Annotated in this window: 16 protein-coding genes; 11 read left to right on the top strand and 5 right to left on the bottom strand. The window is 45.9% G+C overall.

What is annotated here, in order from left to right:
* Positions 1–41: 41 nt before the first annotated feature.
* From ABDK00_RS13040 to ABDK00_RS13025, 4 genes are all read left to right on the top strand, one after another.
* Positions 42–2768, top strand: a complete 2727-nt coding sequence (locus tag ABDK00_RS13040) for a DUF1553 domain-containing protein (RefSeq protein WP_346236959.1) — start codon at positions 42–44, stop codon at positions 2766–2768.
* A 41-nt stretch (positions 2769–2809) separates the two neighbouring features.
* Positions 2810–4318: a DUF1501 domain-containing protein gene (locus ABDK00_RS13035; RefSeq protein WP_346236960.1), complete on the top strand. Its 1509-nt coding sequence runs from the start codon at positions 2810–2812 to the stop codon at positions 4316–4318.
* Positions 4319–4381: 63 nt separating this feature from the next.
* Entirely contained in the window at positions 4382–5314 is a 933-nt protein-coding gene (locus ABDK00_RS13030; RefSeq protein WP_346236961.1) for a sugar phosphate isomerase/epimerase, read from the top strand.
* 43 nt (positions 5315–5357) lie between these two features.
* Positions 5358–6770, top strand: coding sequence for a c-type cytochrome domain-containing protein (locus ABDK00_RS13025; protein ID WP_346236962.1), 1413 nt, complete (start codon positions 5358–5360; stop codon positions 6768–6770).
* Positions 6771–6773: 3 nt separating this feature from the next.
* Here the strand turns inward: ABDK00_RS13025 and ABDK00_RS13020 are convergent, their stop codons facing one another.
* Entirely contained in the window at positions 6774–7178 is a 405-nt protein-coding gene (locus ABDK00_RS13020) for a response regulator (RefSeq protein WP_346236963.1), read from the bottom strand.
* Complete coding sequence (locus ABDK00_RS13015) at positions 7175–9616, bottom strand: ATP-binding protein (RefSeq protein ID WP_346236964.1); 2442 nt, start codon at positions 9614–9616, stop codon at positions 7175–7177. The genes ABDK00_RS13020 and ABDK00_RS13015 overlap by 4 nt, the downstream gene beginning before the upstream one ends.
* Before the next feature lie 146 nt (positions 9617–9762).
* On the opposite strand from ABDK00_RS13015, the gene prfB reads away from it, so the two are divergent.
* From prfB to pyrR, 3 genes are all read left to right on the top strand, one after another.
* Positions 9763–10861, top strand: a protein-coding gene (gene prfB / locus ABDK00_RS13010; protein ID WP_425474782.1) for a peptide chain release factor 2 whose coding sequence is annotated in 2 segments (ribosomal slippage) — positions 9763–9810 and positions 9812–10861 — 1098 coding nt in all. Because the reading frame shifts where the segments join, the coding sequence is not laid out codon by codon here.
* Positions 10862–10901: 40 nt separating this feature from the next.
* Complete coding sequence (gene pruA / locus ABDK00_RS13005; RefSeq protein ID WP_346236966.1) at positions 10902–12533, top strand: L-glutamate gamma-semialdehyde dehydrogenase; 1632 nt, start codon at positions 10902–10904, stop codon at positions 12531–12533.
* Positions 12534–12717: 184 nt separating this feature from the next.
* A complete protein-coding gene (pyrR, locus tag ABDK00_RS13000) occupies positions 12718–13239 on the top strand; it encodes a bifunctional pyr operon transcriptional regulator/uracil phosphoribosyltransferase PyrR (RefSeq protein ID WP_346236967.1) in 522 nt (173 codons plus the stop codon).
* Between the two features lie 20 nt (positions 13240–13259).
* Here the strand turns inward: pyrR and ABDK00_RS12995 are convergent, their stop codons facing one another.
* Complete coding sequence (locus ABDK00_RS12995) at positions 13260–14198, bottom strand: hydrogen peroxide-inducible genes activator (protein ID WP_346236968.1); 939 nt, start codon at positions 14196–14198, stop codon at positions 13260–13262.
* 133 nt (positions 14199–14331) lie between these two features.
* Here ABDK00_RS12995 and ABDK00_RS12990 point away from each other — a divergent pair, with 133 nt between their 5' ends.
* Both ABDK00_RS12990 and ABDK00_RS12985 read left to right on the top strand, forming a co-directional pair.
* Positions 14332–15648 carry a hypothetical protein gene (locus tag ABDK00_RS12990; RefSeq protein ID WP_346236969.1) on the top strand — a complete coding sequence of 439 codons (1317 nt, stop codon included), beginning with the start codon at positions 14332–14334 and terminating at the stop codon, positions 15646–15648.
* Positions 15649–15721: 73 nt separating this feature from the next.
* On the top strand, positions 15722–16477 hold the full coding sequence (locus ABDK00_RS12985; RefSeq protein WP_346236970.1) for a LexA family transcriptional regulator: 756 nt from the start codon (positions 15722–15724) through the stop codon (positions 16475–16477).
* Between the two features lie 128 nt (positions 16478–16605).
* Here the strand turns inward: ABDK00_RS12985 and ABDK00_RS12980 are convergent, their stop codons facing one another.
* On the bottom strand, positions 16606–16737 hold the full coding sequence (locus tag ABDK00_RS12980; protein ID WP_428400333.1) for a hypothetical protein: 132 nt from the start codon (positions 16735–16737) through the stop codon (positions 16606–16608).
* Positions 16738–16740: 3 nt separating this feature from the next.
* On the opposite strand from ABDK00_RS12980, the gene ABDK00_RS12975 reads away from it, so the two are divergent.
* The gene (locus ABDK00_RS12975; RefSeq protein WP_346236971.1) at positions 16741–18855 is read left to right on the top strand and encodes a S9 family peptidase; all 2115 of its coding nucleotides are present in this window, start codon (positions 16741–16743) and stop codon (positions 18853–18855) included.
* Between the two features lie 45 nt (positions 18856–18900).
* Here the strand turns inward: ABDK00_RS12975 and ABDK00_RS12970 are convergent, their stop codons facing one another.
* The gene (locus ABDK00_RS12970) at positions 18901–19926 is read right to left on the bottom strand and encodes a LacI family DNA-binding transcriptional regulator (protein ID WP_346236972.1); all 1026 of its coding nucleotides are present in this window, start codon (positions 19924–19926) and stop codon (positions 18901–18903) included.
* A gap of 59 nt (positions 19927–19985) precedes the next feature.
* Between ABDK00_RS12970 and murB the strand changes: the two genes are divergently transcribed.
* On the top strand, positions 19986–21083 hold the full coding sequence (gene murB, locus ABDK00_RS12965) for a UDP-N-acetylmuramate dehydrogenase (protein ID WP_346236973.1): 1098 nt from the start codon (positions 19986–19988) through the stop codon (positions 21081–21083).
* The last annotated feature ends 33 nt before the right edge of the window (positions 21084–21116 follow it).

Here is a 21116-nt window from a genome sequence, read left to right as displayed (position 1 = left end):
TTTCTGCCTTCTTTTTTTTACATTTGAAAGTCTGCTGCCGTATGCTTGCGTCAAATAATAAAATATTAATTGCCCTTTCCGCCGTGATAGCCACCGCCTGCGGCTGGTATTTTTTTTCCAATGAAAAGAAAGTGGATTTCAATACCGAAGTCAAGCCGATTTTAAATAAAAAATGTATTAGCTGTCATGGCGGCGTAAAACAAAGTGGGGGCTTTAGCGTGCTGTTTCGGGAGGAAGCATTAGCCAAAACAGAAAGCGGCAAGCCCGCGATTGTTCCCGGGAAGCCCGATGAAAGCGAGTTTATCAGGAGGTTAACCCTTAACGACCCTGAAGAAAGAATGCCTTATAAACATGATCCGCTGCCTAAAGAAGAAATCAAGATATTGAAGGCCTGGGTAAAACAGGGCGCTGAATGGGGCAAACATTGGGCCTATATTCCTGTGATGAAGGAATCCATTCCCGACGAAAATGACGACTGGATCCAAAACGATATCGACCGGTTTATTTTCGAGAAGCTGGAAGCCGAGGAATTGAGTCCGTCCGCGCCGGCCGACAAGGCTACGATTTTGCGACGAATAAGCCTCGACCTTACGGGCTTACCGCCTTCACCCGAAATAGCCAAACAATTTTTATCCGATCCTTCGGAGAAGGCCTATGAGCAATTGGTGGATGCGCTGTTGGCGTCGCCGCGGTATGGCGAGCGGTGGACTTCGCTCTGGCTCGACCTGGCCAGATATGCCGACACCAAGGGTTATGAAAAAGATGCGCACCGGTCTATCTGGCGGTATCGCGACTGGCTGATCAAAGCCTTTAATGAAAACAAACCCTACGATCAGTTTTTAATTGAACAAATTGCAGGTGATCTTCTTCCAAATGCGACCGATGAACAATACATCGCCACAGCCTTCCAAAGAAATACGTTAACTAACGATGAAGGCGGAACCGATAACGAAGAGTACCGTACGGCCGCTGTGTTGGACCGTGTCAATACCACCTGGGAAGCCCTGATGGGCACCACTTTTGCCTGCGTGCAATGCCATAGCCACCCCTATGATCCTTTTAAACATGAGGACTATTACCGGTTCATGGCTTTTTTCAATAATACCCGGGACGAAGACACGTTTGAAGATTTTCCGCTCCTGCGCGAATACAGGAATGCTGATAGCGCGAAATTTGAATCGCTTAAATTATGGCTGTCGCAAAATGCTACGCCCGCGTCTTACAACAATATCATAAGGTTTTTAAAAACAGGGCAACCCGTGATCAATTCGGTGGTGACCGATCAAATGACTAATAGCGCGTTGGCTGACACCAAATGGCTCTCGCTTCGCAACAACGCATCCTGCCGCATTAAGAAGGTTAATCTGAATGATAAGGCTGAACTGATGTTCAGGTATGCGACCGGCAACGAGGGGGGCGTTTGGAAACTGCATCTCGACTCGGCCGGCGGGCCCCTGCTGGCAACCGCTACCTTGAAGCCCACCAAAGGCTGGGAGATCGCAACGATAGATATAACACCCACCGGCGGGGTTCATGATATTTGGCTGAGTTATTATAATCCTAAGTTACAATCTGCAAACGATAATGGTGCCATGTTTAGCTGGTTTTATTTTAAAGAGCCTTTCCCTGCGCGGCAGCAGCCGGGTTTTGATACGGCATTCAAATACTACAATGACCTGGCAGCGTCGGGCGATTATATAGCCACTCCAATCCTGGTCGAAAATCCGGCGGATTTATTTAGAACCACTAATATTTTTGAAAGAGGCAGCTGGCTTTCAAAAGGAGATGCCGTGCAGCCCGGTGTGCCGTCAGTACTTAATAAAATGCCTGAAGGTGCGCCCAAAAACAGGTTGGGCCTGGCCATGTGGCTAACGGATAAACAAAACCCATTGACGGCGCGCACGATGGTCAACCGGCTATGGGAGCAGCTATTTGGTTTTGGTATTGTTGAAACATTGGAAGACATGGGCACGCAGGGCATGGCGCCAACGCACAAGGCTTTGCTTGATCATTTGTCATGGCGTTTTATGAACGATTATAAATGGGATGTAAAAGCGCTGCTAAAGGAAATGGTAATGTCGGCTACCTACCGCCAGCGTTCTGAAGTGTCGGATGCATTACTGAAAAAGGATCCTGGAAATAAATTTTACGCACGCGGGCCGCGCGTGCGGCTTTCTGCGGAACAGATCCGCGATCAAACGCTGGCGGTAAGCCATGTGTTAAGCACGGAAATGTATGGTAAAAGCGTGATGCCCTACCAGCCTGAAGGTATTTGGAACTCGCCCTACAACGGTGCCGAATGGAAACTGAGTGAGGGCGATGATCAATATCGTCGCGCTGTTTACACCTATTGGAAAAGAACAGCGCCCTATCCATCCATGATTGGTTTCGATGCAGCTATGCGGGATGTGTGCCTGCCCCGCCGCATCAGGACCAATACGCCTTTGCAGGCGCTGAGTACGCTCAACGATTTTGCCTTTTGGGACATGGCGAGGCATTTTGCAGATCATATAAATAAAACAGCGGGTGGCGATATAAGAAAGCAAATAAGCGAAGGCTATGAAGCCATGCTTTATAAGCCGATACCGGCAAGTAAATTGAATAAACTGGTCGAACTTTATAACGAGTCGGTGAAATCATTAGCCTCCGGTGCCTCTGATGCGAAGAAGATCCTGGGGCCGGAACAAAAGCCTGACATTAAAAAAGCAGCGATGGTGGTTGTAGCCAACGCCATGCTCAATTTGGATGAATGGCTGAATAAAAGTTGATAAAGTGATCGTAGCGGCTTGAACGCATAAAAAATTTTGGTATGACTCAAAAAGAACTTTCCAACGATCGATTAAAAGCTGAAGCGGCGATGGCGCAAATGCAAATGCGCACGCGGCGTCACTTTTTAAAAGAAAGTGCATTCGGGCTGGGCGCCCTGGCTTTTGGGTCACTGTTCGGCAGTTGCTCGGGCAACAGTTCGCGTGCTTCCAACGATCTTTTTGATCCTGTCAATCCACTCGCTGCCAAGCCGCCCATGTTTCCGGGGAAAGCGCGGTCGGTCATTTATATTCATTTAGCCGGCGCACCCTCACAACTCGAACTGTTTAATTTCAAACCTGAACTGGCAAAACTCGATGGCCTGGATTGCCCGCAGTCTTTATTGGAAGGGAAGACCTTCGCTTTCATCCGCGGTGTTCCCAAAATGTTGGGGCCGCAGGCAAAATTTAAACAACACGGAGAAAGTGGCCTGTGGCTCTCCGACAATTTGCCGCATCTTTCTACTGTTATTGATGAAATCGCTTTTGTCAATACTGTCACTACGGATCAGTTCAACCATGCGCCTGCGCAATTGTTGATGAATACCGGCTCGGCGCGCAGCGGCAGGCCCAGTATGGGTTCCTGGATCACTTACGGGCTTGGATCAGAAAATAATAACCTGCCCGGCTATGTTGTGCTAACCTCCGGGGGCAACAATCCCGACGGAGGGAAAAGCCTTTGGGGAAGCGGTTTTTTGCCGAGCGTGTACCAGGGCGTTCAGTGCCGCAGCGAGGGCGATCCGGTCTTGTTTATATCCGATCCGGACGGTATGAGCCGCGACCTGCGCAAAGCGTCCATCGATGCTATTAACAAAGTCAATCAGGAAGAATATAAAACATATAACGATCCCGAGATATTAAGCCGCATTTCACAATATGAGATGGCGTATAAAATGCAGATTTCGGTGCCCGAGGTGATGGATATAAAAAATGAACCGGCATATATCCATGAAATGTATGGCACGCAGCCGGGCGAAGCATCTTTTGCGAACAACGTGTTGCTGGCGCGTAAGCTGGTAGAGAAGGGTGTGCGATTCGTTCAGCTGTTTGATTGGGGCTGGGATGCACATGGCGATTCCGCTGCCGGCGCAGTTGATATCGGATTAGTTAATAAATGCAGACAGGTAGACAAGCCGATCACCGCTTTGCTGCTCGACTTGAAGCAAAGGGGTTTGCTGGATGAAACACTTGTAGTATGGGGTTCTGAATTTGGCCGCACGCCGATGCAGGAAAACAGAGATGGGAAAACGATGGCTTTCAAAGGGCGCGATCATCATGGCGATGCTTTTACCGTGTGGATGGCAGGCGGCGGCATTAAAGGAGGCACCACTTATGGCGAAACAGACGAAATCGGTTATAGCGTGGTCGACGGAAAAGTAGAAGCCTTCGATATTCAGGCCACTATCTTAAATCAAATGGGATTTGATCACGAACAATTTACATACGAATTTCAGGGAAGGCCTTTTCGCCTTACCGATGTAGCCGGCAAAGTGATTCATGATATTATCGCTTAAAGCAATTAAGCCTACAAGTCGATAAGTTCCACTCGATCCAAAAAAACTTAAAAAAACATGCGGATGAAACAAAACCGAAGAAAATTTATTCGCCAGTCTGCGGCGGGTACGGCAGGTTTATTTTTAGCAAAATTAGAAGCTGCTGCAGCCCCTTCGAAAGGAAAAAAGAAACTTTACGACGCATCTGTAAAAATCCTGCAAACCAATTGGGGTTTCAATGGCAGCCTGGATGAGTTTTGCGCCCAAACTAAAAAGGCAGGCTATGATGGCGTCGAACTTTGGTGGCCGGCCGATAAAAAGGCGCAACAGGATATTTTTAGTGCATTAGACAAGCACAACCTGGAAATTGGCTTCGTGTGCGGCGTGTATCAAAAAGATCCGCAGGAGCATTTGACGGCTTATAAAAAGATGATCGATGAAGCCGCAAAACAAAACAGGAAGCGGCCCTTGTATATCAATAATCATTCAGGGAAAGACTATTTCAGTTTTGAGGACAATGCAAAACTTATAGAGCACACCAACCAGCTGGCAAAAGCAACCGGCATTACTATTTGCCATGAAACGCACAGGAGCCGTATGCTTTTTGCCGCACCCGTCGCAAAGGAATATATCAAGAAATTTCCCGACTTAAAACTGACCCTCGATATCTCGCATTGGTGTTGCGTGCATGAAGGATTGCTTGGCGACCAGCAGGAAACGGTAAACCTGGCGCTCGAACGTACAGAACATATTCATGCCCGCATCGGTCACGCGCAGGGCCCGCAGGTAAACGATCCGCGCGCGCCTGAGTGGGATAAGGCTGTGCAAGCCCATTTCGAATGGTGGGACAAAGTTGTGGAACGCAAAAGCGCGAAGGGCGAGACGATCACTTTCTTAACCGAGTTTGGGCCGCCCGATTATATGCCCACAATGCCGCACAGCCGGAAGCCCCTGGCTGACCTTTGGGAAGTCAATACTTTTATGATGCAAATTTTAAAGAAGCGCTACGCCTCGTAGTTTGTTTTTATCAAGCCTTACCCAATAGGGAACTAAATTGTTTATGATCTTTAACCTCAGCGTTTTTGATTTTGCAGGAAGGATGCACCCGGTGTTGGTGCATTTGCCGATAGGCGTTTTGCTGCTGGTCAGCATTTATTTCATTTTTGTAAGTGCCGAACGCAGGGAAGCGCAGCGGCATTTTATCGGTGTGGCGTTGTTTTGGGGCATGCTCAGCGCCGTGGCAGCTTGCGTAAGCGGATGGCTGCTTGCTAACAGCGGCGACTATGATTTGTCGGCTGTTGCTAACCATCAATGGATGGGAATTGCCACGGCCGCCGTCGCTATAATCAGCTATGTGCTTTATAAGCGTCGGTGGATCCATACCAAATGGCTGATGGCTGCGCTCGTGCTCTCCATTTCTGTTGCAGGTCATTTGGGCGGTTCGATCACGCATGGCGCCGACTACCTCACAGAACCATTTTCAGGGAAAGATGCTGCTGCCAATGGCGGCGTGCCACCCCTGCCCAACGTGCAGGAAGCTTTGGTGTATAATGATATTGTTCGGCCCATACTTTCTTCCAAATGTTATAGCTGTCATGGCGAAAAAAAACAAAAGGGAAAACTCAGACTGGATGAGCCGGGATTCATCCTGAAAGGAGGAAAGGACGGCGCTGCCATCGTTTGGGATCATGCGGATGAAAGCATTATGATCCAAAGAATTTTACTTCCTGAAAGCGATGAGGACCATATGCCGCCTAAAGAAAAGCCGCAGCTGAGCAAAGCGGAAATGGATATACTGCAATGGTGGGTGGGTAGCGGCGCAGCTTTCAATAAAAAAGTTAATCAGTCCAAAATTTCTGAAAAGATAAAGCCCGTGCTGGCCGCGCTGCAAAGCGGCGGGCAGGAAGCAGCAACAGTGCCGCTTATCCCTGAAGCCGAAGTAAGCGCCGCCGATGAAAAGGTGGTGGCGGCTTTGAAGGAGAAAGGCGTTGTTGTTATTCCCGTGGCAGCCAATACGAATTATTTATCGGTGAATTTTGTGGGCGCCGACACGGTCACCGCCGACCAGCTCAAGGGGCTCGAGTCCCTGAAGGATCAGGTAATTTGGCTAAAAATAGGAGCTCAAAATCTCAAAGACGCCGATATGGAGCGCATAGGAAAATTAAAATCCCTATTGAGGCTATATATCGACGGCAATCCCATCACAGACCGAGGTTTGCAATATTTAAAAGGCCTCTCCAATCTGCAATACATTAACTTGTCGGGTACTGCTATTACTGGAAAGGGATTGTTGGCATTACAAGCTTTAAAAAGCCTGAAACAGGTCTACGTATATAATGTGAGAAATGCGCAGTTCGATGTGTCGGCGCTAAAGAAAGCGATGCCGCAAACGGTGATTGACACCGGCGGGTATAAAGTGCCTACATTGGAATCGGATACAACGGTTTTCAAGAAAGAGCCTCAAACGAACTGATCGCTAAGCGGCAGCTTCGGCAATCGTTTGAATAGCTTCGACGGTCAGGGGCTTTGTAATGTATGCTTTGATTTGAGGGTAGGAGGCCGCGCGGTTTTTATCTTCCTGCGCAATAGAAGAACTAACGGTGTACACGTTGATTTTTTTTGTAAGATCGGGAGGTAGTGTAATAAATCGCTCCATGAAATCCCATCCGTTCATGATCGGCATTTCAATGTCTAAAAGAATGACATCGGGCATTTTTTCAACATCCTCAGCGATAATATGCTCTAAAACGTCCATCGCCTCGCGGCCGTTTTCAGCGAAAGAGACGCTGAAAAGGTCGCCGCTTTTTTCAAATAGCTTGCGGGCAATCAACTTGAAAACCGGATCATCATCCACAACAAGTACCTTCTTCTGGGTTATCATTTAAAGTATATTTTAAAAGTCGTTCCTATGTTTACCGCACTGTCTACCGTTATGCGCCCGCCCAAAGCTTCGATTTGTCTTTTGGTAATATAAAGTCCAACTCCTCTGGACTCGGGATTGTGAGTAAACGTTTTAAATAGCCCAAATAATTTATGACTGTACTTTTCGAGGTCAATACCTATGCCATTGTCGCTTACAATAAGGACCTTCTCTGAATGTTCTTCAGTGAAGTTTAGGGTCACTATCGGACAAACATTTGGTTTAGAATATTTAAGGCTATTAGAAATCAAATTTAATAAAATACTCTCGATATATGCCTTATTATGAAAAATAGTTGTCTCTTTTGGTATATTATTCAGTACCACACCTTCTTTTTGTTTGATTTTGTTCCGAAGCACATGGATGGTTTTGTCAGCCACTTCCCTAAGCGGAATTTGCTGTTGGGTAAGATTTAAATCAGCGTTAATGCTTACCACGTCGTTCAACGCTTCGATAGTGCTGGCCAGAATATTCACCACCCCGTGCAGATGGTTTGTTAATTCCGTTCTTTCTTTCTCGGAATCGGAAACCAAAAGCAATTCGCTAAGGGATTGTATATTACTCGTGTGCGACCGCAAATTGTGCGACACGATATAAGAGAAGTCGAGCAACCTTTTATTTTGGTGATCGAGTATTTCCATCGATTTGTTGAGGTCTTCCTTCGATCGTTTTAAGTCTGTAATATCAACTGTTGTTAGAATCACCTGGTCGTATAAATCTTCGTGTCCGGGTATAACCTGCCAGGATAAAATAGAACTGCGCAATTCGCCCTCCGCATTGTAGAAGGCGCTTTCTGACTTGAATTTTTGCTGGCCGGTACAAATGGCCACCAATGTTTTTTGGATGACAATCAGGTTGGATTGTTCTGCTGCCGTCCGGTGAAAGTTTGCAAAAAGTTCCTCTTTATTGCTGTAGCCATATTGTTTGAAACATTCGTCGTTGATGGATTTTATTTTGACCAAACTCATGTAATGAGACAATAATTCGGGCTGCTTATCAAAATAGGCATAAACCTCAGCTGCCGGTTGGCCGACCAAGCCGTTGCGGGTAAGTTCCCGAACGACATCCGAAAAATCTTCCTCCCATAAGGCAACAGGAGATTCGTCAAAAAGACATCTGTACTTTCGTTCCGAGTGTTTAATCTTACGTTCGGCGGCCAGTTTCTCGGTTACGTCTTCAGCGATGACGACATATTTCCGATCGGTGTTAGACGCCGACGGCAAAGGGAATAATTTATAGTTGGTCCATATTTCTTCCTCGTTTCCATTGATATGTTTGTATTCGCCCGAAACCTGGTGTTGCTGTCCGTTTCCGCCTTCCGGAAGCTGGTCAAGAACGCCGGAAATTGTATGTTCCCAACTGCGATGCAAGGAGCTGGAAGCTTCCGCGCTGCTTGCGTTAAAAATTTTTCTAAACTTTTCATTGACGCCCAGGATGTTTTTTGTCGTAAGATCGACAATCGCAAACCCTATCGGCGCGTGTTCAAAAATGGCTTTAAATTCCCTTTCGCTATGCGCGATTTGTTGATCTTTCAGGAAAATCAACCGCTGCAGGCGGGCAGTTGTTTCGAGCCATCTTCTTATTAAAAAGCCAATGCCTGCGGAGCCCGCCAGCGCCAGGAGCGCCGGAATATAAAAAAGCTGCAAAGAGGAAGATTTTGCAGAAACGTACAGGTTCCAGTTGATATGAGACATTTCCTCCGTTACCGCTATTTCACGCGAAGAGGGCTTGGCGCCCACAAAAAAAACTTCCCGGCCATTGAGGAAGCTCCGGTAAGACAGGCTATAGCTATACTTAGCATCGGGTGCGTTGAGCCCGCTTTTTTGAAGAATAGAATCCAGCCTCACTACCGCGCTGGAAAATCCCCAGAATTTTCCCTGGATAAAAATCGGCAACCGCGCAGCAATGCAGGGCACGTTTTCGAAGTTCCGAAAGGGTCCGCTGATTTTTACTTTTTTTGTTTTGAATGATTCGAGCGCCGCGGCCGCCTCCTCTCTGTTTTCACTGTAGAGAATATTGGAGTTGATGGCTCCCCTGTTTTTTTCGGGATACGTATATTTAATAATACCGCCGGGAATCAGCGAAAGGTTATTCAATCTCGTGTTGCTATGGATAATGCTTTTTGCCCCTTCATCGAAACCGGTTACCATGCCGCCATCGTTTACCATACGGGTTGTTGCGGCGATACCGCTATACATATCGTCAAGAAAGTCGTTGATATGCAGTGAAATACGTTTCACTTCGCCCGAAAGTTCAAGGCGCAGGCGCGTTGTTTTGATATCACGCTGTTGTTCGATGATCAATATGGACACAATAAAAATAACGGTAGCAGCAAGAATGCCAATCAGTAAAGGAGACTTGCTTAAAATGTCAGCGCGGTCACGAGGATTCAATTTCATGGGTCGGAATTAAGCCTGGATCCAGTTTCATTACAATATTAATATATTATGCGCACCAGAAAACATCTGACATTTAAATTTTTTTAACTGCGGCAAATATAGCCGCATTCTGTAAATCTTATCGTATTCCTTTTATATTTGCACACATGACACAGGAAAAATTACAGGATATGCGGTCCCGCGTTCTCGGGATAAGGAGGTTTCTTTGACGTTGAGAACAGAGAACAAAAAATTCAACAGGATAAACAACTTTCTTTAAGTCCCGGCTTTTGGGATGATAACAAGCGTGCCACCGAAATTTTGAAGACCTTAAAGGTGAACGAATATTGGGTGGATTTGTATCGCAGCGCCGATATGGCTGTCGAAGATTTTGCCGTTTTGTTTGACTTTTGGAAAGAAGAAGCGGCAACGGAGGCGGAAACGCAGGAAGCATACGATAAGGCTTTAGAAATGCTCGACGAGGCGGAATTTAAAAGTACGCTCAACGAGCCCGAAGATGAATTACCTGCCGTGCTGCAGATTAATTCGGGAGCCGGCGGCACCGAAAGCCAGGATTGGGCTGAAATGCTGGCGCGTATGTACCGGATGTATAGTGAAAAACAAGGCTGGAAAGTTACGGAGCTCGACTGGCAGTGGGGCGATGGCGCCGGTATCAAAACAGCCACCTTTCAGCTCGACGGCGCTTTTGCTTACGGATTTCTAAAAGCGGAAAGCGGGGTGCATCGCCTGGTGCGCATTTCTCCCTTCGACAGTAACGCCCGAAGGCATACTTCTTTTGTTTCTGTTTTTGTTTACCCGCTTATCGACGACACTATCGATATCGAAATCAAAGACAGCGAAGTGAAGATGGAAACAGCGCGTAGTGGCGGAGCCGGCGGTCAAAACGTCAACAAAGTGGAGACGAAAGTTTTTCTGACACATATCCCGACGGGGATTGTAGTAGTGTGTCAAACCGAACGTACACAGATGGGCAACCGTGAAAAAGCGATGCAAATGTTGAAAAGCCGCTTATATGAAGAAGAACTGCGCAAGCGCGAAGAGTTGAAAAACGCCACCAACGCCAGCAAAAAGAAGATCGAATGGGGCAGCCAGATACGCAGCTATGTTTTCCATCCTTATAAAATGATTAAAGATCACCGCACCGATTATGAAGTGGGAAATGTGCAACCCGTTATGGACGGTGATTTAAATGGCTTCATCAAAGCCTACCTGATGGCGGGAAAAGATGATGAAGTGTCATCTTAACAGACGCATTATATATTTCGTTTAATAAACACAAAACATTATGAGTTTAGGAACTTTTTCATATCCTTTACCCGCCAACGAGCCGGTATTGAGTTATGCGCCGGGAACCAGGGAAAGAGAACAATTGAAGATAACCCTGGCCGAACTAAAATCTACCCGCATTGATATTCCGATGTATATCGGGAGTAAGGAAATTCATACCAACAATAAGATTTCCATCCATCCGCCGCATGAAAGAAATTTTGTGTTAGGGCAATTTTCAATGGGAGACAAAAAGCATGTAGAGCAAGCGATCGATGCGGCGCTCGCGGCAAGAGCCGAATGGGCGGCCATGAGCTGGGAAAGCCGTGCTGCCATTTTCCTGAAAGCCGCTGATTTGATCGCCACCAGGTATCGCTTTCATATGAATGGCACTACCATGCTGGGCCAAAGCAAAAATGCGTATCAGGCTGAAATAGACAGCGCTTGCGAGATCATTGATTTTTTAAGATTCAATGTTCACTTTCTGAGCGAGATTTATAAGCAACAACCTATCAGCGGCCCGGGTATGCACAACAGGCTCGAATACCGACCGCTTGAAGGTTTCGTGCTGGCGGTAACCCCGTTTAATTTTACAGCTATTGGCGGCAACCTGCCCACTTCGGCAGCCATGTGCGGTAACGTAGTTGTATGGAAACCGGCTAACACGCAGGTTTATTCTGCCCAAATGTTTATGCGCATTTTGAAAGAAGCCGGCCTTCCTGATGGCGTTATTAATCTTATTTATGTAGACGGGCCGCAATTGGGTGAAGTATGTTTCAAGCATAAAGATTTTGCCGGCGTGCATTTCACAGGTTCTACCGGTGTGTTTAATTCTATGTGGGAAACCATCGGCAAGCATATGGGCACCTATAAAAGTTATCCGCGTATTGTGGGCGAAACCGGCGGAAAGGATTTTGTGATCGCACATAAAAGCGCCAATCCAACGGTGGTAGCTACTGCATTGCTTCGTGGCGCCTTCGAATTTCAGGGGCAGAAATGTTCTGCGGCATCGCGGGCCTATATTCCATCCAATATCGCCAAAGAAGTAAAGAAGCAATTGGTGGAAGGCATCAATTCCTTTAAAATGGGCTCTGTAGAGCATTTCAGCAATTTCATTAACGCTGTGATCGACGAAAAGAGTTTTGATAAAATAAAAAGTTATATCGACAAAGCCAAAAAAGATAAAAACGCCACTATTATCGCCGGTGGTGAATGCAATAAAAAAGAAGGATTTTTTATCCAGCCTACCGTTATCGAAACGACCGATCCAAAATACGTCACCATGTGTGAAGAAATTTTTGGCCCGGTTCTGACGCTGTATGTTTATCCGGCGGCATCATTCGAAAAGACGCTTGACCTGGTGAATACAACTTCACCCTATGCGCTAACGGGGGCTATCATTTCAACCGATAGAAGCGCTATTGAACTGGCTACGCGCAAGCTTGAAAACGCGGCAGGTAACTTCTATATCAATGATAAGCCAACCGGCGCTGTTGTAGGTCAGCAACCTTTTGGTGGCGGCCGTGCTTCGGGCACCAACGATAAGGCAGGCTTTATGTTGAATCTCTACCGCTGGTTAAGTGCGCGCACGGTGAAAGAAACATTTGATCCGCCTACCGATTACCGCTACCCGTTTTTAGCAGAAGAGTAAAAGAGCATTTATTTTCTGAAGAAACTTTCAAGGAATATTAGGTTCGCCTGATGTTCCTTTCTTTTTTATCTTGCAGGAGATTTGAGAAAGGAGAGAAAACGCCTTTGTTTTCGCGGCCCGTTACAATTTTTAGGAAGGAGAGAACGCCGGCCGCATCCTCCATTCATCTAAAATGGCATATACTTTGAAACCGATTTTAAATAAAGAGCTGATAGATATTACCATCAAAAGGCTAGCACAGCAGATCCTCGAAAACCACAGCGATCTGTCGGAAGTGGTCATAATAGGCTTGCAGCCGCGCGGCATTTTTTTGTCTGATCGTATTTTTCAACAGGTGCAGCAGCTGGTTGAAGGCCAGCAAATCCAATATGGAAAACTCGATATAACTTTTTACAGGGATGACGTGCGCAACTCGCTGCATAAAGCCAACGAAACGGATATTCCTTTCAGCATTGAAAATAAAACGGTTATTTTAATTGACGACGTTTTATATACGGGGCGTACGATCAGGGCGGCATTAGATGCCTTGCTCGATTTTGGCCGTCCGGCCAAAGTCGCATTGTGTGTATTAATCGATCGCCGGTTTAGCCGTCAGTTTCCTATCCAGGCCGACTATATCGGAAAGGCTATTGATAGTTTTGAAAATCAAAAAGTGTTGGTACGCTGGAAGGAGAATAGCGAAAAAGACCAGGTCTATATCGAGTAAGTAGCGCCGCGCGCAGTTCCTTATTGCACGGGCAACACATGTTTCTTTTTGTTCTTGCTGAGATCTTCCGGTATGGCAGCAAGAATTTCTTTTTTTAGCGAATCGATCAGCCGTTTCTTTATAAAGTTGCCATGAACAATCAAGCTTACTTCGCGCACCGGTACGGGGCTTTTGAAATTACGCACCGATCTTAATTCATTTTTTTGCATCTGCAAAGTAGCTAACTGCGGTATGATCGTGATACCGTCGTTGACATCCACCATGCGTTTTAGGGTTTCGATGCTGCCCGCCTCATATTCAAAATTGATAAATTCCCTGCTTTGTTTCTGCAATTCACACAAGGATAATATCTGCGATCGAAAACAATGGCTTTCTTCGAGCAGCCACAACTTACTCACGTCAATATCCTTTTGCAACAGATATTGTTTGTCATAAAGCCGGTTATTCTTAGATGCATACACCATAAGCTCTTCGTAAAACAGTACATGTTCTTTGATGGCGCTGTCATTAATCGGTGTCACCAAAAGGCCCGCGTCGATGCTGCCTTCCTTCAACATGCGGATAATAACATCGGTGGTTTGTTCCTGCACCAGCAATTTCACGTTCGGGTAGTTTCTCGTAAAAGCCGGAACAAAAAGCGGCAGTAAGTAGGGCGCTAACGTAGGGATGATGCCGATCTTTAAAATACCCTTCATCTTTCCTTTCTGCGATTCAACCAATGATGAAAGTTCGTGTGCGGCGTGCAACACGTTTCGCGCATATTCGATAATTTCCTGGCCGGCAGCCGTGGGGGTTACGGGTTGTTTGCTGCGGTCGAAAATTTTGATTTCAAATTCATCTTCCAGCTTCTGAATTTGCATGCTCAGTGTGGGCTGTGTTACAAAGCAGGCTTCGGCAGCTTTAAGAAAGTTGCGGTGTTGATGCACGGCGAGCAGGTATTCCAATTGTTGCAGGGTCATTGAGGTATCAGCTTTTTCTATTAATCTTTACAAAAGTATCAATTTTTCTTATCACGATAAAACGCCTCGATGAAACAAATTCTAATCATAAATTAATGCGCCCGTAAGCGCGGCGCATTTAAAAATTGTAGCTTTGGCGAATATGGGAAGGGAAATACTTGAAACAAAGAGAAAAGCCTTAAATATAAACCTCGACACTGCGATTTACGGCACTTTTGCTGAAATAGGGGCCGGGCAGGAAGTAGCGCGAAATTTCTTTACAGCCGGAGCCGCTTCGGGCACCGTTGCCAAAACGATGTCTGCTTACGACATGTCTTTCAGCAATGCCATTTATGGTATTGAGGAAAGCGGCCGCTATGTCAGCCGGTCCAGGCTAAAAAAAATGCTGGCACACGAATACAATCTGCTGGCCGAAAGATTGTATGGAGAAAAGCATGAAGACAAAACCTTTTTTGCCTTTGCCGACACAGTTACCACGCTTAACTTTAGCCGCACCAATGAGCCGCATGGCTGGCTGGGCCTGCGTTTTCAGCTGGCGCCGGGCGGTGAGTTTAATGATATCGTTTTCCATGTGAGGTTGTTAGACAACGACTCCAGTTTGCAAAACAACGTGCTGGGCATATTGGGCGTGAACCTGGTGTACGGCGCCTTTTATTATAATCACGACATCCAGGTGATGATCGAGTCACTTGTGGATAATCTTTCTTTCGGATCCGTTGAAATTGATATGATCAGCCTTCGCGGCCCCGCGTTTAAAGATACCAGCGACCGACTGGTAAACTTATACCTGATTGCTAAAGGTTTTTCGGGCGCGGCCATTTTTGATCCGCAGCGCAGTGTAATGCAGGCAAAAGATTTGCTTTATAAAAAAGATGTGATGATCCTGCGTACCAAATATCTGCAAAGGTCAAAGCCGAATTTCGATCTTTTCAATAAAGCGATTGACCAGTTCAAACGCTCGCAGCATGTTAAAGATGATAACCTGGTGGTGGTAATTGAAGTGTTGATGAGTAACCTCCTGGATGATGACACTTCAAATGATGGCGACCTGGAAATATTTGCTAAAAGGGCAGAAGAACTGTGCGACACCGGCAACAATGTGATCGTGTCTAACTTTAAAAGAAACAATAAGCTCGCTCAATACCTGGCCCGCTGTAAGCCCAGGAACGTGGGCATCTCCACCAATATTTCAAATCTGAAAAACATTTTTAACGCTAAAAATTATAGCGAAACCTATACGCAGGAGTTGTTGAACTATGTCAGCGATCTGTTTAGCCGCAATGTAAAACTCTACGCTTATCCTTATCTTAATAAAAAAGATAACGAGGTGATCACCTTAAGGAATATGCCCGTTTCAAAAGAAGCGCGGCCGCTTTTCGACTTTTTGGTCATTAATAATTATATCCAGGACATCGAAGATTATGATGTGAAAGACGTAAAAGGCGTTTAAACGAAACAGCCTGCGGGAAAAAATAATTTTTGAATGTTAAAAAAATTAGTATTTTGCACTAAAATAATTAGCTATGTCGGTAGCCAACAAAAATGTAAAATACTTAAGAAAACTGCGCGGCTGGACGCAGGATGAGTTTGCGACCAGGTTGGGTATTAAACGGTCCTTATTGGGCGCTTACGAAGAAGAGCGCGCGGAGCCCCGTATCGATGTGTTGGAAATTATCTGCGATATGTTTAAGCTAACGCTCGACGAATTGCTGCGTAAAGACCTGAGTGCGGAAACCGGCTCAGGTAATTATCTGGCCAAAAGGAGGGCGCTGAAGCTGGCGCCTGTGGTAACACATATTCCCTTTGTGCCCGTTAAAGCGGCAGCGGGTTATTTAACCGGTTATGCCGATCATGAATTTATAGATGAGTTGAATACTTTTACGCTACCGATGGTCTCCGGTGGCAATTTTCGCGCTTTTGAAATTTTAGGAGATTCGATGTTGCCCACCCCAAGCGGCTCTGTTATTGTAGGTGAAAAAATTGAAGCGTTGGATACGATAAAAAACAATACGGCCTGTATTCTCGTTTCGCGCAATGATGGCATTGTGTATAAGCGCGTTCAAAAAAGCGCAAAAACCAAAAACAAACTCACGCTGGTAAGCGATAACCCCACTTTTCAACCTTATACGATTGGCGCAGATGAAGTGCTCGAGATGTGGGAAGCACAGTTTATCATTTCAAAAACAAATACGCTTCAAAGCTGGGATGTTGGCCAGTTGGTTAATATTGTTGCCAACCTGCAACAACAGGTCGACGGCATGAAAAAAGGAAAAAATTAAAGATACTTTCTTTTCAAAAACTGTTCATCGAAAAAAACTGGGCGTTTATCGAAAAAATGGATTAGATTATTTTTTAATCCTTATCTTTCCTGATATTGTCCTCCTTAACAGTTTGACAAGCTAATTGCTTATAAGGTAGCCGCTTTTTGTAAGCGGCTATTTTTTTGTTTACGTCTGTTCAAGTCAGTCTCCGCTTTGGCTTCCGCATTTTCCGCTGCTGTTTGCTTCAAAAAAGATATTTTTATCAAAATTTTTTTCACGATATGCATAGATTTTCAACGCTCATTTTATTGTTTGGATTCGTCCATTTTGTAAATGCGCAAACACCAAAACGAACGGCTGCCGATTATCAAAGAGCAGAAAAATTTCTGAGCTATAATACCCGGCAATATATCGATTGGGTTAATGTGAATCCTAACTGGATCGATGGAGATAGATTCTGGTATCGCGGCAATTCAAATGTTTATCTTGTCGATCCTTCCAGTCGCAGCAAAAAGCCGACAACGGCTTATGGGACTAAACAAACCCGAAACGCCCGCGCCGGCTCGCGCTTGGAAGTGGTTTCGCCCGATGGAAAAAAATCGGTCTTTATCAGGAACTGGAACCTCTGGGTGAAAGAGTTGGCTTCGGGCAAGGAAACCCAGCTGACTTTCGATGGGGTAAAAGATTATGGATATGCAACAGATAATGCCGGATGGCGCCATAGCGATGCGCCCATTGTTCGCTGGTCGCCCGACTCAAAAAAGATTGCCACTTTCCAGCAGGATCAGCGAGAAGTAAATGATATGTATTTGGTGACGACCAACGTTGGGGCGCCACGTTTGGAACAATGGAAATATCCGTTGGTAGGCGATGAACATATTCCCATGATCCGCCGCGTGATCGTTGACGTTGACCTTGCAAAAGTAATTTCACTGAGTGTGCCGCCCGATCCGCACAGGGCAACGCTTAGCGACGACATTTCAAGCAGTGGTACTTTCGACGATATTGATTGGAACCCCGATGGCTCAGAAATGGCATTTGTTTCGACCTCGCGCGATCATAAAAATGAAAAGTTTCGCATTGCAGACGCAACCACCGGAAAAGTGAGAGAGGTTTTTGAGGAAACAGTGAAAACGCAATACGAGTCGGGTAGGGGCGTCATTAACTGGAGCTATTTGCCGGCATCAAAAGAAATTATATGGTATTCCGAGCGGGACAACTGGGGCCACCTGTATCTCTATGATAGCGAAACCGGCCAGCTGAAAAACCAGATCACCAAAGGCGCGTGGCTGGTAGGATCTGTCTTAAAAGTCGACGAGCAGCAGCGTGTTATTTATTTCAAGGGGCATGGCAGGGAGAAAGGCAATCCTTATTTCGGCTATTTGTATAAAGTGGGATTTGATGGTAAAGGCCTCCAGTTGCTGACGCCTGAGCAGGGCAATCACAGCATTAGTTTTTCTCCTTCGGGCAAATATTTTATTGATGTGTATTCACAACCAGATGTGCCGCCAATTGCAAATTATCGAAGCGTCAATGGTAAATTGATCATGCCGCTGGAAACTGCAAATGTTTTAAGATTACAAAAGGCATTGGGCTGGAAGCCGCCTATACCCGTGGCTCTAAAGGCCGCCGATGGGACAACCGATATTTACGGCCTCGTGTTTACGCCGACGCAAATGAAAGCAGGTGAAAAATATCCCGTGGTGGATTATATCTACCCGGGGCCGCAGGGTGGAAGCGTGGGCAGCTGGAGCTTTTCGGCCTCGCGGGGTGATCATCAGGCGCTTGCCGAATTGGGATTTATTGTAGTAGTAATTGAGGGGCGGGGCAACCCCTATCGTTCCAAAAGTTTTCATGACGCCAATTATGGCAATATGGGAGAAAACACCTTGCCGGATCAAATGGCCGCTATCCGCCAGTTATCAGCTACGTACCCGGTCGACACCACAAAGGTGGGGATTTGGGGCCACAGCGGTGGAGGCTTTGCAACGGCCGCGGCGTTGCTCCGCTATCCCGATTTTTTCAAAGTGGGGGTGTCGCAATCAGGCAATCATGACAACCGCAATTATGAAGACGATTGGGGAGAGCGCTACAACGGTTTGATTACGGATAGCGATTATCCTGCGCAAGCGAATCAAACCTACGCGAAGAATTTAAAAGGGAAATTGCTGTTGGCGCATGGCTTGATGGATGATAACGTGCCTCCTTATGGCATGCTGTTGCTGGTGGAAGCTTTACAAAGCGCTAATAAAGATTTTGATTTGATTGTGTTTCCTAATGCCCGACATGGATACGGTAAATTTAATAGCTATATGATGCGCCGCCGTTGGGATTATTTTGTAAAACACTTATTGGGTGCAGAACCGCCTAGGGAATACGCAATGCAGGGCCAGTAGCGGATCGTCTTCTTAAAAACTTGTTATAAAAAATAGTGGCCGCAGTTAAGGATTAGCAACATCATGAATGATCAGGTCGCATGGCACGATAATATTACGCGGTGACGACACATGATCGGTATCGGTGTCTTTAATTTTTTCAAATAAAAGTTCGGCCGCTTTTACGCCCATGACTTTTGAATTTTCATCCAGAGAGGCAGTCGGTTTATTTTCCAATTGTTTAATCAGCGGGAGGTTACCAAAACCAATGATAGCCGTTTTTTTAGCCTTCTTTGGATGGGCATCTCTTAAAAACCTGAGGATGTCCAATCCCACATAGCTTTTGAAAACAAAAAAAGCGGTGGGCGGATCGTCGTTGCGCAATAGTTCTTTCACTGCTGCCGTTGTGTTGTCGAACGAAAAATCAGTGGGCTTTACAAGCTCGGGATCGTAGGTGAGTCCATGTTGCTCCAACGCTTTTTTATAACCGGCATGCCGGAGATGACTGGTCAATAAAGAGGTCGGTCCTGTAAGATGGGCAATCCTCCGATGCCCGCGTTCTAGCAGGAAGGCAACTGCTTTTGACGCCCCTCCATCATGATCGCAGGATATCCAGCTAAACGTAGGGTGTTGAATGGATCTTGAAAGAAAAATAATAGGAATGCCTTGTCTTTCCAGCGTTTCAAAAATTTCGGGATCTTTGGTGTCCTTTGATACAACAATAATAATTCCGTCGACTCTCGAGCTGATCAAATGATTGAGGATGCCCTGCTCCCGCTCGGCATGGTCGTAGCTTTGGCAAATAATTACATTATAATTGTTTTGGACGGCTACTTCTTCAATGCCGTTGATGGCGAGCACGTAAAACTGATCGAGCAGGTCGGGGATGACGATGCCTAAAGTGTAGGATTTGTTTTGCTGAAAATTTCTCGCGGCCTGGTTCGGAATATAATTCCATTCCTTCGCCAATGCCTTCACTCTTGCACGGGTGATTTCGCTGATGGTAGGATCGTCTCTAAGCGCTTTGGATACCGTAGAGGCAGACATGTTTAGCTTGTTTGCAATATCTACAATGGTAACGCCTTTTTTCATGTTTCAAATAAGACGAAAAGTAGGCCTTTACCGCAACAAAAAAAAATTATATTATCGCAATGCTGTTCCAAATATTGAGCAGGGAGACAGGTGCGCTCAAAGCTTTTTTTAATGTAACATTGCAGTTAGATATGATGAGCGCTCAGATAGAAAAAAATGTATCACTCTTGCCATATAATACTTTTGGCATTGATGTAAATACCGCCTTTTTTAGTAAAGCGGATCAGGTCGATGCGCTAAAGGAAAGCCTGGTTTGGGCCAAAGAAAATAGCGTTCAACCTTTTATTTTGGGAGGAGGCAGCAATGTATTGCTAACAAAGCATTTGGAACGATACACCATCCGCAATAATATTAGGGGCATCGAGAAAATCGCCGAAGATGTGGAGCATATTTATATCAAATGCGGCGCTGGTGAAAGCTGGCATCAGTTTGTTATGTACTGCCTTGACCATAACTACGCAGGCGTCGAAAACCTGGCGCTGATCCCCGGTTTGGTCGGCGCTTCACCGATGCAAAATATTGGCGCTTATGGTGTCGAGATCAAAGAAGTATTTCATGAACTCACCGCCGTTCATACCGACTCACTGGAGGAAGTGAAGTTTTCCAACAGCGACTGCGCGTTTAATTATCGCGAAAGCGTTTTTAAAAATAGATATAAAAATCAGTTTGTCATTACAGATGTTACCTACCGGTTGAATAAAACACCCCATTTCAACATTTCTTATGGTGCAATTCAGCAGGAGTTGGAAAAAGCTCATGTAACCGAACTTTCCATTCGGGCGGTTGCGAATGCCGTGATGTCGATCCGCACGGCGAAGCTACCAAACCCCAAACAAATAGGAAATGCAGGGAGTTTCTTCAAAAATCCTTCTGTATCTAAAGACCAATATGCACAACTGAAGGCGCAATATCCGCAGCTTGTGGCGTACGAAAATGCGGATCAAACGATGAAGTTAGCCGCCGGCTGGCTGATCGAGCAGTGCGGCCTGAAAGGTTACCGCAAGGGCGATGCAGGCGTTCATGCGCTCCAGGCGTTGGTTCTAGTAAATTATGGAACCGCCTCCGGCCGCGATGTGTTGCAAGTTTGTACCACCGTTCAAACCGCTGTCGCAGAAAAATTTGGCGTCGATTTGAGGCCGGAAGTTAATATTCTTTAATATTTCTTGCAGATGAGCCGTATCTTTGCGGCC

Origin of the sequence: Niabella insulisoli (assembly GCF_039652435.2) — a bacterium.
Taxonomy (GTDB): Bacteria; Bacteroidota; Bacteroidia; order Chitinophagales; family Chitinophagaceae; genus Niabella; species Niabella insulamsoli.
Note: the sequence above shows the minus strand (reverse complement) of the source record. Positions and strands in the feature narration are given on the sequence as shown.

Bases quoted from the DNA above. Each gene is read 5' to 3' on its own strand.
- ABDK00_RS13035 (WP_346236960.1), top strand. From the start codon at position 2,810: ATGACTCAAAAAGAACTTTCCAACGATCGATTAAAAGCTGAAGCGGCG.
- ABDK00_RS12970 (WP_346236972.1), bottom strand. From the start codon at position 19,926: ATGAAAAAAGGCGTTACCATTGTAGATATTGCAAACAAGCTAAACATG.
- ABDK00_RS13020 (WP_346236963.1), bottom strand. From the start codon at position 7,178: ATGATAACCCAGAAGAAGGTACTTGTTGTGGATGATGATCCGGTTTTC.
- ABDK00_RS12985 (WP_346236970.1), top strand. From the start codon at position 15,722: ATGTCGGTAGCCAACAAAAATGTAAAATACTTAAGAAAACTGCGCGGC.
- ABDK00_RS13030 (WP_346236961.1), top strand. From the start codon at position 4,382: ATGAAACAAAACCGAAGAAAATTTATTCGCCAGTCTGCGGCGGGTACG.
- ABDK00_RS13025 (WP_346236962.1), top strand. From the start codon at position 5,358: ATGATCTTTAACCTCAGCGTTTTTGATTTTGCAGGAAGGATGCACCCG.
- ABDK00_RS13040 (WP_346236959.1), top strand. From the start codon at position 42: ATGCTTGCGTCAAATAATAAAATATTAATTGCCCTTTCCGCCGTGATA.
- pruA (WP_346236966.1), top strand. From the start codon at position 10,902: ATGAGTTTAGGAACTTTTTCATATCCTTTACCCGCCAACGAGCCGGTA.
- ABDK00_RS12975 (WP_346236971.1), top strand. From the start codon at position 16,741: ATGCATAGATTTTCAACGCTCATTTTATTGTTTGGATTCGTCCATTTT.
- murB (WP_346236973.1), top strand. From the start codon at position 19,986: ATGCTGTTCCAAATATTGAGCAGGGAGACAGGTGCGCTCAAAGCTTTT.
- ABDK00_RS13015 (WP_346236964.1), bottom strand. From the start codon at position 9,616: ATGAAATTGAATCCTCGTGACCGCGCTGACATTTTAAGCAAGTCTCCT.
- ABDK00_RS12995 (WP_346236968.1), bottom strand. From the start codon at position 14,198: ATGACCCTGCAACAATTGGAATACCTGCTCGCCGTGCATCAACACCGC.